Consider the following 15134-nt stretch of genomic DNA (forward strand, 5'->3'; position numbering starts at 1 on the left):
ATAACCAATCTTCGTTACATTGTCAGAGCCGCTACTTTATTCAGGCTCCTAGGTTCATCTGGTGATACAGATGGTTCACTCGTTGAGCGGTGAACAGCGCTTCATACGACCTCACGTCGCACGCCCCGAAACGTTTTAGAACATTAACTCAGTAACATTTTTATAATCATCTAAAGCCATACTTGTACTAATCAATAGAAGACTCTGTATACTGTTCAGCTACGATGGGAATGTGATATAGATTATTTATTCATCAGTAAACTTGTAGAAGTTACTGATGGAAGCAAAGATTAATTTTTGATGTATAACTTTGGTGTAATATATGAGTTACGATTTTCTTATAAAACATGAGAAAAATATTCTTAGGTATTCCAGTTATAAGTATTACCACTTGTTTGTTTTATGTTTTATTTACGTATAGATGTTGATGTTTTGTCTCCCTTCCTAACACTCATCGTTGGCGTTATCTTCTCTTTTATTTTCATTCATGCTTTCGTAGTAAAAGAAAGGTTATCCCGTGAGAGAATAGCCAAAACTCAAAAGAAGGCGAAAAAGGCTTAAAAACAATGATGAATTTGAATGGTTTGGAACTCTAAATATGCGTGTAACTAATTAAGGGAGGTTTACACCGCGCTAGCCTTGAAGGTAAGGAATATTGAAATTCCTTACCTTCAAGAGTGACGGCTCTGTTGCAAACTTTTCATTAAGCACAAAATGTAGTAGTTCACAGCCTTGCAATTGCTACAAAATATTGCGTCGAATATAAACTTTACAACGGTGCTGTAAGGAATCATCAGGCGTTTTTTACGCAACTCAAGTACTACCAGAACGCTGGCCGTTTTCCTCTCACAAACAACGACATTCCCGAGACGCCTTTGCATAACTCCTTGTATGGATGAATTGATTTATATAAGAACAGCAAAAGTTTCATTATTAATTGCTGCCTAAACCCCCAAAATTTGCCAACGGAGCCAAAATCGACCATGAAATAAATTCAGGACTTTAATTTTTCTTCAATACGTTTGATTCTTTTTTCTAGTCGATACTCTGAAAAAGAAACATACGCAACCATAAATGGAAAGACATATATTATTTCTGAGTCATAATACTTATATATGTAAATAGCAGATAACGCTAATAACATAAATGCAGGAAGTGCATCTTCTTTTTTTAAATAAGTCACATATATGGCCTCCGTAAATAAAAATTATCTTCTATCTGCTCGGCAAGCGACTGCTGAACCAATCGCGCCGACTGCACTTACACCACGGTGCCCAGTCACAGCCCCAATCGCTGAGACAACTAAAGAGGCATCACAAAGATCTGTTTTTAACTTTCTACTATTACCTGGATTATTTTCACGCATAGCTTGGGCTCTGGTTCTATCTCGCCCATGTCCATTGTATGCCCCTCGAGCATGTCGCCCACCAATTACTTTATCTAGACACTCACAACTTAACTCCTTTTATTGATGAATTGGTTTATATAAGGATAACAAAAGCTTCATTATTAATTGCTGCTAAAATCGCCTATAGAGGTAATTTACAATCTTTAAAAAACCCAATCAACATCTCCTGAAGTGTGATACGAAAAAGTAATAATCTGATCGCAATTTTTACAGTTTGACAATGTTTTTAAAGCGATATTTTGATACTGGTTACACAATCAATGCTAAGCGATTGGTGTCTTGAGTGAGAGTTTATGATAGTGACCAATTGGATAATATTCTCTATTTCATTTTCAAAGGTCTATTTTGTTTAGAAAAGAAGCTATCCAAGCTCAACGTAACAGGTTGCTAGGTCAGGTTGTTGTATATCAGCCAGTCTCAATTTATATTGCCTGTGCTACTATTTTTGTGATATTCCTTTTACTTATTATTTATATAAGTCAATCACACTATTCAAGAAAAGAGACCGTTAAAGGTTACCTCATTCCCAAAAAAGGGGTTGTTAAAGTCTATTCGAACCGTACAGGCGTTATAGAAAACCTTTTTGTTGGGGAAGGAGACCAAGTTAATCAAGGGGAAGCCATTGCTAAGATTCAGAACAGTCAAAGCCTTTCTACGGGTGTTGAGCTTTCTATTGCTTTAAGCAAAGAGCTGTTAATACAAATACAAGTGCTTGAGCAAGAGCTTACTGTTATTGAACAAATGTACAATAAAGACTTATCGCGTATAGAACGTCAGCTAGAACAGCAAAGAAAGAGCCTTTCTGCAATTCAAAAAGCCAAAGCAACCAGTACAAAAAAGCTCTCACTTAAAGAAAAACAATTTAAAAACAACCAAAAGCTTTACGAAAAAGGATTTTTATCTTTTAATCAACTATCTATTATTCAAGAAAAGTATTTTGATGTTTTGGAGTCACATGATAGGTTGGAAAAAGAGCTAGCTTCAATCCACGTTGACATTTCTATCTCAGAATCGGAGTGGTTATCCTTACCAGAGAAAAAGAAGTTAAAGCAAATTGCGATCAAACGCCAAATTTCAGAACTCAATGCTCAACGAATTGAACTTAATAACCAGTATGAATTTATTAAGAAGGCACCTGAATCAGGTATCGTCACAGCAATACAGCCCACGATAGGAACACGTATAAGTATCGATACACCACTCCTTAGTATCATTCCCACAAATTCGCCATTAGAAATTGAGTTGTTGCTACCAACTAAATCAGCGGGTTTTGTGCAGTTAGGAGATAAAGTTAATATTCGTTTTGATGCTTTTCCTTACCAAAAGTTTGGTTTTATTACAGGTAAGGTTTCCAGTATTGATAAAGCCCTCATTCTCCCTACAGATAAAGTGCTACCAATTAAGGTTGATGAAGCTATGTATCGTGTGAGAGTTAAGCTCGAAAAGCAATATATTTCTGCCTATGGTAAAAAATTCCCACTAAAAGTTGGAATGATTGCTGATGCAGATATCATCTTAGAAAAACGTAGTTTGTTGGAGTGGTTGCTTGACCCAATTTATGCAGTAAAAGGAAAATTAGGATGAATCAAGGCTCTTCCTCATATAATAATGGAAATCAAATTAATATATCAGAGCTAATTTCATATTCAGAAAAGTATAGAGTTCCGTTAGTCATGCAATCTGAAGTTGCTGAGTGTGGTTTAGTTCATTGGCCATGATTTCTTCCTTTTATGGTTATCGAATTAACCTATCATCATTACGAAAAAAGATAGTACTTGATGCTCAAGGAATGAACTTGAAGCAAATGATGGAATTAGCTAGTGAATTAAACCTATCTTCAAGGGCATTACAATGTAACATTGATGAAATTAGTCAATTGAAAATACCTTGTATTTTGCACTGGAATTTAGACCACTTTGTTGTACTAACAGGCATTACGAAAAAAAATTTTTACATTAATGACCCTGTTTTTGGTAAGCGAAGACTAACCATCGAGCAATTTAGTGAAGCTTATACAGGTATTGCACTAGAGTTAACACCAACTGCTAACTTTAAAAAGCAAGATGTACGTACCGTTATGAAAATAAACCAGCTCTGGATAAAAATCACAGGGCTGAAGCGCTCCCTTATGGCATTATTTTCACTGTCGATTGTCATGCAAACAACTGCTTTACTCTCCCCTTATTATATGCAATGGGTGATAGATAATGTACTACTGAGTAATGATAAACCGCTATTGATGGTTTTAGCGTTAGGCTTTGGCCTACTAATGTTGATACAAACGACAGTGAGTGCATTTCGTAGTTGGTTAATTATTCGATTTAGTAGCACGTTTAATCTTCAAACGGGGGAAAATGTATTCCATCATTTGATACGGTTACCGATGGATTATTTCGAAAAAAGACATGTTGGAGATATTGTCTCAAGATTTGGATCCTTGAATGCCATTAGAGAAATGTTAACCACAGGTTTGGTCGAGGCAGTTATCGATGGTTTAATGGCTATCGTTGTACTTGCCATGATGTACATATATAGCCCACTTTTAGCTACTTTAGTGTTATGTGTAGTCATTTTGTCTTTTATCATTCAGGTACTGTTTTACTATCCAAACAAGCGCATCACAGAAGAGTCTATTGTGGCTGATGCGAAAGAAGACTCAACCTTCCTTGAGTCCATACGTGCTATCCAAACGATAAAACTATTCAGTCATGAAGCAAGTAGACAAAGTATCTGGTTGAACCGTTATGCAGACGTTATTAATACTGATATCCGTTTAGGGAAACTGACGATAGCTGAAGAATCCATTAATAGCCTACTATTTGGTCTAGAATCTATCCTGGTTGTTTATTTTGGTGCGCTTATTGTTATAGAGGGAAATCTAACCGTTGGTATGTTGCTAGCTTTTATTGCATATAAAGGCCAATTTATCTCTAGTATTACGGCATTGATTGATAACGTATTGTCCATCAAACTTCTTAGCCTACACCTAGAGAGACTATCAGATATTACATTGCAAGAAAGGGAACAGTATAAGATCAAGCAAGCCAAATTACCTAATATCATCGAAGGGCATTTCAGGGTGGAAAATCTTAGCTTTCGCTACTCTGATAACTCAGAATGGGTTATCAAAGATCTTTCTTTTGAAATCAAAGCTGGTGAAAGCATAGCCATTACAGGGAGATCGGGCAGTGGGAAAACGACTCTAATGAAAGTTCTCCTAGGCTTACTAAAGCCTAGTTCAGGCCATATCTATCTTGATGATGTTGATATTAGTGATCTACCATTAACTGAATACCGTCATCATTTGGGAACTGTTATGCAAAATGACATGCTATTGTCAGGAACGTTGGCAGAAAATATTACTTTTTTTGATTCCAATTATGATGAAGATAAACTCATTAGATGTTGCAATAATGCTTGTATTTTGGATGAGATCCAAGCATTACCAATGCGCTTTCACTCACTTGTCGGCGATATGGGTAGTAGTTTTTCCGGTGGGCAGTTACAACGAATTTTTCTTGCTCGGGCGTTATATAGGAATCCTAAAATTCTTTTCCTTGATGAATCTACTAGCCATTTAGATCAACAAAATGAATATTTGATTAACTATAACCTCAACAAATTAAAAATGACTAAAATATTCATTGCTCATAGGAAAGAAACTATTAAATCAGTAGATAGAGTTATTTCTCTGGGGTAGATATCAAAAACAACTTACTATTATTGTTTTTATCAGGAGGGTTAAAACTCAAAGGATTGATAAGGAAATATTGATTAAGCCGATCGCTATATACCTACCAGCTAAATTATCAGTCAAGTTTGGACAGAAAGAGTTTTATACTCAAGACGAAATTTATTGGGTATTGATTGCAGTAGGTAAAAGAATGATGTGATGTATAAAAACTATGCTTACGGTTTACTTTCAAGCTATAGTGATTATATTTATTTTGAGCTAGATACAGAGTTCGGGAACTACCAAAAATTTAAAACTTCAGCAGCAAATACGTAGCTCCCTCTAGTCTTCAAATTAAGACTCAGCCCAATCAATGGCAGCGTACATTACGTATGGATAAACTAATTTTGTTCTATATGTCATATGAAATCCACAACCACTCTCCTTAATCACCGACAATTGTGGTATCAAACTCGCACCTGACGGGAAAGGCCAGTTACTAGTGCAGGAACATATCAGTTATTCGATACAGTAACTAACTTTCGAGTTAATGTTAAAGGCTGTAATGGTCCAAGGCTTTCAGCCCTAACAGATAATCGTGTAATCTTAGATGACTGTACACGAGAAGAACTGTTTGATTTAGAAGCAAACTATAGAGATGTTCATTCCGAGAGACTTACCTTAAATGAAGAGGCTTTCTACCTTGGTAGTGACTTAGGTTATTTATGGCTTAGTCAGAAAGATAGTAGATATAGTGTTTATCATATTGATGAAGATGGATTAGTTGTTGAGCTATTTGGTGATTTATCTGTAGACGGTGGTGGCTGTATGAATTATGGTCATTATCAAAATTGTAACTTGTTTGCCTCCGACGAATGGATCGTCGTTAAGGAACTCGAACTTGTGACTTACTTCCACCGCTCAACAGGAACTATAAATTACCTTTTTGAAGGAATGAATGTTCTCTCTATTTCCTTGCAAGGAGATAGAGTCTATTTTGTCGGAGAGGGCTACTTCGGAGGTTCAATATTTGGTGCCGTAAACCTAAATTCAACAAATGAAGATTCGGCTACCTCAATAAATGATCTTAAATATATAGAAGCATTTTAAGTTAAACTCACTTGTAGCCTTTTAAGTTGTTAAATCTTAAAAGGCTCTTATATATCAACTGATCTCACCCCCCCCTCACCTTAAATCGAACTCAGACAAAAATTAGTAATATGATGGCTTTTCCATACCGAAACTAATTCATATTTTGCTAATTTAGCAAAGTCATTGACACGTTTTTGTCCAAAAATGAGGTAGCTTACATTGACTTGGTATGTAATTTTAACTAGAGTCAATTGCATATCACAATTGTTTAAATCTGCTTGCGCCATGTTTTGTTACGCATTGATTTAAAACGGTTTATTTTGATTTTATATCGCGAGGGCAGGGTTCAAATCCCTATCTCTCCGCCAAATTCAAAAAGCCAGCTTAACTGCTGGCTTTTTTACATCTGTTGCTTGGCAAAGAAAGGCCTCGTCGAAAGACGAGGCCTTTTTCGTTTCATCCACAAGGTGGATTAAGGTGTCACAGCTTTTTGCGCCTGCTTTTTCTTGAGCTTCATGGTGGAGTACACCGAGAATACCGCCAACACAATGAATGCTAATGCGATTGGCCGTTCATACAAGAATGACCAACTGCCATCAAACATCAATAACGATTTCCGTAGGTTTGTCTCTGCCATCGGCCCGAGAATGATGGCTAACAAGATTGGGGATGAAGGGATCTCCAACTTATTGAGGATAAAGCCGAACAAACCAAAGCCAATCGCGATACCGACATCAAACATCGAGTTGTTAATGGCGTAGGCACCAATAACTGACAAGAAGATAATGATCGGGATCATGATGATCTTTGGTACTTCGATGATCCGGCAGAAGAAACGGATGCCCAGCAGGCCGATGAGCAACATGACAATGTTGGCAACCAGCATTGAACTGAATACGCCATAAACCACTTCTGGATTCTGGCTGAACAGTAATGGCCCAGGCGTTAATCCCTGTACAATTAGCGCGCCGAGCAGTACTGCCGCAACAGCATCACCAGGTACCCCCAGTGTAAGCAGCGGAACCAATGAACCACCAGTCACACCATTATTACCGGCTTCTGCAGCGGCTAAACCATGTACCGAGCCTTTGCCAAATTTATCCGGGTTCTTCGCTGAACGCTTGGCTTCGTTGTAGCAAACAAACGCCGAAATATCGGCCCCAGCCCCCGGTACTGAGCCAATAGACGTTCCCATCAATCCACTTTTGATCGCTGTTGGCAGCATGGTTTTAAGGTCGTTTTTGCTCAGTAGCTTATGGTCAAATTTAGGTGGTGCGCTTTTCTTCTGGGTATGTAATTTCTCAAGCTGGTTGAGGCCTTCTGAAATAGCAAACAAGCCAATCAGAACCGGAATAACATTGATGCCGCTGTACAAGTCCATCACATCAAAGGTAAAGCGTGGCACGCTGCTGATTGGGTCAAGGCCGACAGTAGATATCAATAAGCCAATACTACCGGCCAATAAGCCTTTGAGAATGTTCTTCGAAGACACACTGGCAATAATGGTTAAGCCAAACAGTGCAAGGGCGAAATATTCTGGTGCATTGAATTTAAGGGCAAAATCAGCCAGCAGCGGAGCAATGGCAATCAATACAATGGTACTGATCAACCCACCAATAAAAGACGCGACGGCAGAAATACTCAGGGCTCGAGCGGCCTGACCTTTAGCTGCCAGCGTGTGTCCATCAAGCACTGTCGCGGCTGAGGCCGGAGTCCCCGGTGTTTTGAGCAAAATCGCTGCAATTGAACCGCCGTAAATACCACCGATATACACACCGATCAGCATAACAAGGGCTGCAGTTGGCTCCATGCCGAAGGTAAAAGGCAGTAGGATAGCAACCCCCATAGTAGCGGTTAAGCCGGGTAGGGCGCCAAGGATAATACCGCCTAATACCCCGAAGACAAGAACGGGAAAGACGCTTGGACTAAAGGCCGTTAGAAGGCCCGAAAATAGATGTTCTAACATAAGCGGCCTCTTACAAAATGATGCCATCAGGTAGTGCGATTACAAACACTTCGCCGAATAAGTAATAAACAGAGAAAACAAAAACGGCTGCAATCACGTAATAGAGAGGTTTCTTCACCTTGAAGTAAATAAGATACAGGGTGAACGCAATAAGACTTGCAAGCAGATAGCCGAGAATATGAATTAAGAAAGCATAACCAATAAGGTAAGTGACACCAAAAATAGAGAGTTTTGAGAAAAGCGGTTCTTCATGCTCTATGTGTGCATTATTCTCTCGCTTCGTTTGTTGCCAGTGCTGGAAGATTAATACTGTCGAGATCACCATCATGGCGATGACCACCACTGTTGGGAAAAAGGCCGCATCGACACTGGCATCTTGAAACATGGGCTTGTCGAACTGGCTAATAATAAAGAGGGACACGGCACCTAATAAAATGATCAGGGACGGGAAAAGAAAGTTTCTATTCAACATAGAATCCATCCTTGTGTTGAGCGTGTTCAAAAAAATAGAGCCAGCACGGAGCTGGCTCCTGATTAAATTAGTTAATTAGCGTGCCTAGGGCTTGGCTATCTTCGTATACAAACGTAGTAAACTCTTCGGCGTTAAGATTGTGAATGGTCATCGCGCCAGTCGCCATGAATGACTTGAACTCCTTGCTCGCCATCGCTTCGTCAAAGGCTGCACCCAGCTTTTCAATAATGTGGTCGGGAGTGTCCTTCGGTGCGCCGATACCACGCCACGTCCCTGTTACTACATCTACACCTTGCTCTTTCAGGGTTGGAACGTCTTTAATAAACGAGATACGTTTATCGGACATCACCCCAAGGGCCTTTAGCTGGCCTGAGCGAAGTTGGGCAATTGCCTCGCCGGGTGTCACCATGGTGACATCTGTGTGGTTGCCCAGAACGGCTGGGATAGCTTCAGATGCACCATTGTAAGGAATCGCGTTTAGCTTGATATTTTGGTCTTTCTCTAGTGCCATTAGGTAGAAGTTTGGTGCCGCAGTTGAAGCAAACTTCACTTTACCCGGTTCTTTTTTTGCCTCTGCAATCAAATCGTTGATGCTGTTGTACGGGCTATCGGCAGCCACAAGAACAACGGCAGGATCTAGGTTAACCATGCGGATCAGCTTGAAATCATCAGCCGTATGGCGCATCAAGCCCATTTGTGGCAGTGAGGCAATTTCACGTGTAACAACAGTCAGGGTATAGCCATCGGCACGCTGCTGGGCACCAAAACTCATACCCACGGCACCAGCACCACCGGTACGGTTCATAACGGCAATGTTTTTGCCAAGAACATCTTTGGCGCTATTGGCCAATGTGCGACCTACCGCATCGGTACCACCACCGGCACCAAAAGGAACAACCAACCGGATATTCTTTGTTGGGTAATCTGCGGCCATTGCCGTGGCTGAAGCTAACACACCTGCGGTGACCATGACTGCTTTTAGTAATTTATTCATATTATTAATGCCTATTGTTATTTTTCGCGTCGGTAAGTTTGAGTTGGATTTTCAATTTTTTGGGTTTGGTAGTCGTTGATAGTCAGTTGCTCAATGGCGAGGGCAATCCAGCCACTGATCAGCATGTCATACCACTGCTGTACACCGCTGCAGGCTACGACAACATTGCCATAGACAAAGGAGCCGTAATACAGCACATCATCATCACGCAATGATGATGGGTGGTTTGTTTGGTGATTGATGTTGGCCTGAGAATCTCGCCAGGCTTGCTGGGCTTTTTTACGAGCAAGTTGGTCAAATGGAATCGTCCATGCATCCGGTTGGCCAATAGAGGTTTCAACTAAAATAGCTTCTTCAAAGCTGACCTCCCACGGTTTAACGCGGGGATCCATAACAACGATATGCAGTTCTTGTCGGTTGGTTCTTGAGAATAGGCGCTCAATGGCTGGCCTAACGAGTTCAATTGCATCTAGCGCTATTTGTTTATGTGTGTTCATCCCTACACCTTAATGTCCTTGGTACACACTTAACATATTGTATTATTTTATGCTGATCAAAGGTGCTTTTGATAAAATGATAAACTCATCACTATTGTGGATATATCCTCATGATTTTGATCACTTTATTTTGAGTTTGTTACGAGTTTATAGTGATATTTGTCACGTTGGCTATTGAATGCCTTTAAAGGTTAATTTGTATTATTAAATTAATGTGGAGAGATAGCATATTATGAACGTAATTAAGTTAAGGGAGGGTTATATTGGGCGTGGATAATTAACTATAGTTAAATAGGCTTAAATATAGTTAAGTAAAACATGGTTTTTGGAGGGAGGGGAAAGATAACGAACCCTTTCCCCATACGGAAATGCACCATAAGGATGATGTTTATAGTAGCCCTGCTTCGCGGGCCTGATGGAGTACTGCGGGTTCTACCAAAGCATAAGCTGCATCCCATAATGAGGCGATGTACAGTTTTTCTTTACCTTTGGCTTGCCGCTCAAGCTCATCCAGCTTGTGTAGTTCTTCTAGGGTTAATGGTCTGGTAAATAATGCCTTCGCTAATTTAAGTTTTTCCATCTGCCTAACTCCGCAATGCTAAATTGCAAAGTTAACTGTGTTCAAATTTTTGGTTGCCGAAGCAAAGCCAGCAAACTTTTCAATTCAGGCTTTATCAAGGTTAAGAGTGAAACAAACCTTAACTCAAGCCACTTGTAGGCAGTGATGAATCTTAGTTTCTTTGTTCTAACTTTTATCTATACCCTAGCGGGTGCTGCTTTGTAATAGCGTGATCGACACCGCAGTTGCTGGTTAATTAATCAGCTTTAAGTGGGTATTAGACCTAGGTTAAATCTCGGTAGCGCTTGTTGTAGAGAGTTACAAAGAAAAGTTGACTGCAATAGCAGATTATTCATTTTGGTATCTAACCAAAATGCGTGTCACTGAAGGGAGGCGTCATTTTGAACGACATGAATTTAACACCAGTGTCAGCAGGCCAGTTATTGACCCGGCGGGAGCAGGGCGTTTTGACTATTACTATGAATCGTCCAGATAAATTAAATGGCTGGACAATGGCGATGATGAACGCCCTTAGAGAGGCTTTTGAGAAGGCCAATGCAGAAGATGGCGTTAAAGCAATCATCCTCACTGGCTCGGGGCGGTATTATTCTGCCGGTGTGAACCTCAGTGGTACGTTAAAGATAATGCCGCCGCGCAAATTACGCGAGTTAATAGCCAAGAACAATCAAGACTTGTTTGAGGTTTTTCTTGGTTGCACCAAGCCATTGTTGATTGCAGTGAATGGCCCTGCAATTGGTGCAAGTGTAACATCAGCAACACTTGCCAGCGGCATTATTGCTGCCGACAATGCAACGTTCTCGACACCTTTTGCTGCTCTTGGAGTGACCCCTGAAGGCTGTTCCAGTGTGCAGTTTCCTCGCCTTATTGGGGAGGAGAGTGCCCAGCGTATGTTAGGCGTTGAAGGATGGAAGCCTGACGCTCAGCAAGCACTGGCTATCGGGTTGATTCAAGATGTTGCATCGCATACGGAACTTATGGAAAGGGCTGAGTATATTGTTCGACAATGGCTTGAAGAAGGAAAAAAACGCGAACTCTTGGCAGGAAGCGATCTCGATGAACTCAGAGCTGTGAATGCCCAAGAATCTCAGCACCTGGCTGATGCTTTTTTGAAAGCCGCCTTTCTTAAACATCAAGCACAGTTCTTATGGCAGAAGAAAAAGTATATGCCCTCAGTGGTGTTCTGGTTGCTTTTGGCGACGAGGCCTTTGTGGCGGTTTTGGCTGTGAACAGAGAATATTAACGGGTGGCAGACAAGATTTTTTCTGCCACCCCAACCTATCCAGATAACTGTGCTAAAAGTTCTTTCGTTTTGGCGATTACGTCGTCAAGATAGTTTATTTCCGCTATATCATCATCAGAAATTGCATTGAAATATTGCCAATGTAAGTTAACGAGGTGTTCAATATAATATTGCTTTTTTAGTTTTAGTTCGATGCCATCAGAATCGTTCATACAACATAGCCTTACAATTCAGGTTCTTTCTCACCATTTTTGATTAAGTGAACGTCTACCATCGATGTGTGTGAGAGAACAATGGATGAGCAGTTACTACATTGGAATTTTGCATATTTCTTTTTGATTAAACGCTCGAATCGACCTCGATGTATACGATGAAAATGAACAAGTTTTTTGCATGACGGACAGTTAAAGTAGTTCATGAGCTTCCCTCTTCTTGTTATTACAGCTGCATTTGCGTAGAGATGTTATATGCCCGCAAAAACAAATGAGGACGTTTGATTCTGAATCAATTAAATAGTGATCATCTTGCCCGCACTTGGGACACTTTATCAGTTGGCAGTCGCAAATTTCTTCTGACATTCCTGTTGTCAACCTTGGTGTATTTTTGGAACTGAAGTCACAATAATGCATAAACCAAGCGTCCCTTTCCGTGATCTTGATTCCACTTTTTACTATAAAACTTGTTGCATTTTTGTTGTGCCTGGTTTTTCAGTCTGCCTGTTTGGAGGTCATTTAGCATAAGCTAATGTTTTATAAGGGCATTTTTTCGCTTGTGTATTTTGTTGTGTATAATTTTATATACAGTAAATTTTAAGGTGATATTTATCTGAAGTGCAAAATAATGCACGTGCTAGTTTGTTTTTTACACATTTAATAAAAGTGTGAGCCAAGAATTTTATAATGTATTTAGTGGTGTTTTAATTTGTGAACTATTTGGTTGTAGAATAAGCGGCTGTAAATATAAATTTCGCCGTGGAATTTTATAGATATTTTGGATTTTATCCGGTTGCACGAAAACAACGATATAGATAACCGTTTCGTTGGTACTGACTAGTTAAAGAAAGTAACGGAGAGATAATGGTTATTTAATACTGGGTGTTGAATAATTGACCGGTTGGGTGGTTTAGGGGTTTACAAGGCCAATCGCAGCGATTAATATTCACTGCACTTACGGAGAGATGGCTGAGTGGTTGAAAGCACCGGTCTTGAAAACCGGCATACGTTTGTAGCGTATCTAGGGTTCAAATCCCTATCTCTCCGCCACATTCTAAAAGTTTGACCAAGGTTGAGCTTTACAAAGAATTGGAGCGGTAGTTCAGTTGGTTAGAATACCGGCCTGTCACGCCGGGGGTCGCGGGTTCGAGTCCCGTCCGCTCCGCCACTACACTGAAGCCCTTGTCGAAAGACAAGGGCTTTTTTGTTTGCGTTGAACATAGGCGTCAGTCCTTCGGACTGATGAGTCCCGCTTGGACGCAAGCCCGGCCGCTCCGCCACTACAACGAAGCCTCAGACTGGGCGTCCCCGAAGAAATGCTGGGGCTTCGTTGTATGCGTTGGTTTTGGAGGGGCTAGGATTGCTCAAGAAACTGAGTGAGCAGCGCCTCACCTTGCTGCTGGATGAGGTATCCAGGGACAGGGTAGGTACCATGTGCTTCGGCAAGCGCACGTTGGGTGATCAATGGGATCTCATCTTCTTTTAGCTCTGGGAAAGAGGTGGGAATTTCCAGCTGGGTATTAAGATTGCTGACCGCTTCGATAAACTCTTCTGCAGTGCTCAGTCCGATCACTTCGGCAAGTAATGCTAATCGTTCCTCGCAGTGAGGCTTCAATAAGCTCAGCACCTTGGGCAGTAACACTGCATTAGCAAGGCCGTGAGGAATGTTGTACATTCCGCCCAGTTGATGGGCAAAGGCATGAACATAGCCGACGTAGGCTCGGGTAAAGGCACATCCTGCTTCATAAGAAGCGATGGCCATTTGCTCCCTGGCTTCGAGGTGATTCCCATCTTCAAAAGCGGTCGTTAAATACGAGAAGATTCTCTCGGTTGCCTGGGTCGCATACTTGTCGGTAAGCGGGGTGTGGTATGTGCCAATAAAGGATTCGACAGCGTGGGTTAGTGCATCCATACCGGTTGCTGCCGTAATCGGCTTTGGTAGGCCGACCATGAGTTTGGGATCGATCAGCGCAAAGTCAGGCAGTATGGCCGGATCGACAATGGCAAATTTTTCCCGTGCGCTCGGGTCGGATACCACTGCAGCGACAGTCGCTTCTGAGCCTGTGCCCGCCGTCGTAGGTATCGCCATAAATGGCGGTAATTTCTTCCTGATCTTCAACTTACCGGCCAGCCGACGAACCGGTTTATCCCGAACAATTTTCGCACCAATGGCCTTGGCGCAATCAATTGGCGAGCCCCCACCGATAGCAATAATGGCATTGCATCCTTGCTCTTTGAACAAATCGGCCCCTATCGCCACGTTGGCGATAGTTGGATTGGGTTTGACCTCGTCATAGATGACAAACTCAATCCCCTGTGCTTTCAGCGATTCGCAAAGCGAAGCTGTTAAGCCGAGGGAGTGAACCATCGCATCGGTAACGATGAGCACTTTTTTTGCGTTTTTCGATGCCATGAGGGCACCCGCATTGGCTACGCTATCGGCACCCATTTCCAGTTGGGGGAACGGAATTGTGATTAATTTATTGAGCTGTTTATTGATTCCGACAACCGTTTTGTAGAGCAACATAGTTAACATCCTTTTAAACACGTGTTTGAATTATAATCAGAGTTGACTATGCGTGTATGGGATATGCTTCATAGTTAAGCGAAAATATGATGCCATGTGCTTATTGGCTGATAGCTAATAGCTCTGCCAGAGGGGAAGCTTGCGAAGTTAGCCTGTTGTTACGATAGAGGTAGCTTTTGATATTTTGGCTGCCATCGCTGAATGACTTGGTGATTTGATAGGGGGTGCCTTTGGCAAGATGCCAGAGAAAATGCTTGGTTGCACTGTCGAAGGTTTTATCGGTATCTGAACCGCTATGTTCGATGAGGGGTGAGTGAAAGGTAAACTGGGTCAAGGCGATAGCATCACTGTGTTCTAAGCGTTTTTTCTCAACATGTTCAAAGCCAAACTCATGCGCTATTGGCGATATGCCCCCGGGTAGCATGTGTGCGGGTATAACGAGTGCTGCATGGGAGAGCGTCATTTCTGTTCCT

General features: G+C 41.3%; 13 protein-coding genes and 2 tRNA genes. 6 read left to right on the forward strand and 9 right to left on the reverse strand.

What is annotated here, in order from left to right; genetic code table 11:
- Window positions 1-994: 994 nt before the first annotated feature.
- On the reverse strand, window positions 995-1183 hold the full coding sequence (locus C9I99_RS27050; RefSeq protein WP_133638221.1) for a hypothetical protein: 189 nt from the start codon (window positions 1181-1183) through the stop codon (window positions 995-997).
- 570 nt (window positions 1184-1753) lie between these two features.
- On the opposite strand from C9I99_RS27050, the gene C9I99_RS23125 reads away from it, so the two are divergent.
- The 3 genes from C9I99_RS23125 to C9I99_RS23135 all read left to right on the forward strand — a co-directional run bounded on the left by C9I99_RS23125 (window position 1754) and on the right by C9I99_RS23135 (window position 6191).
- Window positions 1754-2992: an HlyD family secretion protein gene (locus tag C9I99_RS23125; RefSeq protein WP_243734392.1), complete on the forward strand. Its 1239-nt coding sequence runs from the start codon at window positions 1754-1756 to the stop codon at window positions 2990-2992.
- Between the two features lie 130 nt (window positions 2993-3122).
- A complete protein-coding gene (locus tag C9I99_RS23130; protein WP_243734440.1) occupies window positions 3123-5108 on the forward strand; it encodes a peptidase domain-containing ABC transporter in 1986 nt (661 codons plus the stop codon).
- Between the two features lie 801 nt (window positions 5109-5909).
- Window positions 5910-6191, forward strand: a complete 282-nt coding sequence (locus C9I99_RS23135; RefSeq protein WP_107351199.1) for a hypothetical protein — start codon at window positions 5910-5912, stop codon at window positions 6189-6191.
- Between the two features lie 454 nt (window positions 6192-6645).
- Here the strand turns inward: C9I99_RS23135 and C9I99_RS23140 are convergent, their stop codons facing one another.
- From C9I99_RS23140 to C9I99_RS23160, 5 genes are all read right to left on the reverse strand, one after another.
- Window positions 6646-8139: a tripartite tricarboxylate transporter permease gene (locus C9I99_RS23140; RefSeq protein WP_107351200.1), complete on the reverse strand. Its 1494-nt coding sequence runs from the start codon at window positions 8137-8139 to the stop codon at window positions 6646-6648.
- Between the two features lie 10 nt (window positions 8140-8149).
- Window positions 8150-8611, reverse strand: coding sequence for a tripartite tricarboxylate transporter TctB family protein (locus tag C9I99_RS23145; protein WP_107351201.1), 462 nt, complete (start codon window positions 8609-8611; stop codon window positions 8150-8152).
- A 67-nt stretch (window positions 8612-8678) separates the two neighbouring features.
- The gene (locus C9I99_RS23150) at window positions 8679-9605 is read right to left on the reverse strand and encodes a tripartite tricarboxylate transporter substrate binding protein (protein ID WP_107351202.1); all 927 of its coding nucleotides are present in this window, start codon (window positions 9603-9605) and stop codon (window positions 8679-8681) included.
- Window positions 9606-9622: 17 nt separating this feature from the next.
- Window positions 9623-10102: a hypothetical protein gene (locus tag C9I99_RS23155; protein ID WP_107351203.1), complete on the reverse strand. Its 480-nt coding sequence runs from the start codon at window positions 10100-10102 to the stop codon at window positions 9623-9625.
- Window positions 10103-10490: 388 nt separating this feature from the next.
- Complete coding sequence (locus C9I99_RS23160) at window positions 10491-10682, reverse strand: hypothetical protein (protein WP_107351204.1); 192 nt, start codon at window positions 10680-10682, stop codon at window positions 10491-10493.
- Between the two features lie 389 nt (window positions 10683-11071).
- Here C9I99_RS23160 and C9I99_RS23165 point away from each other — a divergent pair, with 389 nt between their 5' ends.
- Window positions 11072-11908, forward strand: a complete 837-nt coding sequence (locus tag C9I99_RS23165; protein ID WP_243734444.1) for an enoyl-CoA hydratase/isomerase family protein — start codon at window positions 11072-11074, stop codon at window positions 11906-11908.
- Between the two features lie 49 nt (window positions 11909-11957).
- On the opposite strand, the gene C9I99_RS27255 is transcribed toward C9I99_RS23165, so the two are convergent.
- Window positions 11958-12134 carry a hypothetical protein gene (locus C9I99_RS27255; RefSeq protein ID WP_166645399.1) on the reverse strand — a complete coding sequence of 59 codons (177 nt, stop codon included), beginning with the start codon at window positions 12132-12134 and terminating at the stop codon, window positions 11958-11960.
- Window positions 12135-13093: 959 nt separating this feature from the next.
- Between C9I99_RS27255 and C9I99_RS23170 the strand changes: the two genes are divergently transcribed.
- Window positions 13094-13184: transfer RNA gene (locus C9I99_RS23170), tRNA-Ser, on the forward strand.
- Between the two features lie 41 nt (window positions 13185-13225).
- Window positions 13226-13302 (forward strand) — tRNA-Asp (locus C9I99_RS23175).
- Window positions 13303-13488: 186 nt separating this feature from the next.
- Here C9I99_RS23175 and C9I99_RS23180 read toward each other — a convergent pair.
- Both C9I99_RS23180 and C9I99_RS23185 read right to left on the reverse strand, forming a co-directional pair.
- A complete protein-coding gene (locus tag C9I99_RS23180; RefSeq protein ID WP_208113372.1) occupies window positions 13489-14661 on the reverse strand; it encodes an iron-containing alcohol dehydrogenase in 1173 nt (390 codons plus the stop codon).
- Window positions 14662-14761: 100 nt separating this feature from the next.
- Window positions 14762-15124: a hypothetical protein gene (locus C9I99_RS23185; protein WP_107351206.1), complete on the reverse strand. Its 363-nt coding sequence runs from the start codon at window positions 15122-15124 to the stop codon at window positions 14762-14764.
- Between the last annotated feature and the right edge of the window lie 10 nt (window positions 15125-15134).

The sequence above is a fragment of the Photobacterium lutimaris genome (genome assembly GCF_003025555.1).
Classification (GTDB): domain Bacteria; phylum Pseudomonadota; class Gammaproteobacteria; order Enterobacterales; family Vibrionaceae; genus Photobacterium; species Photobacterium lutimaris.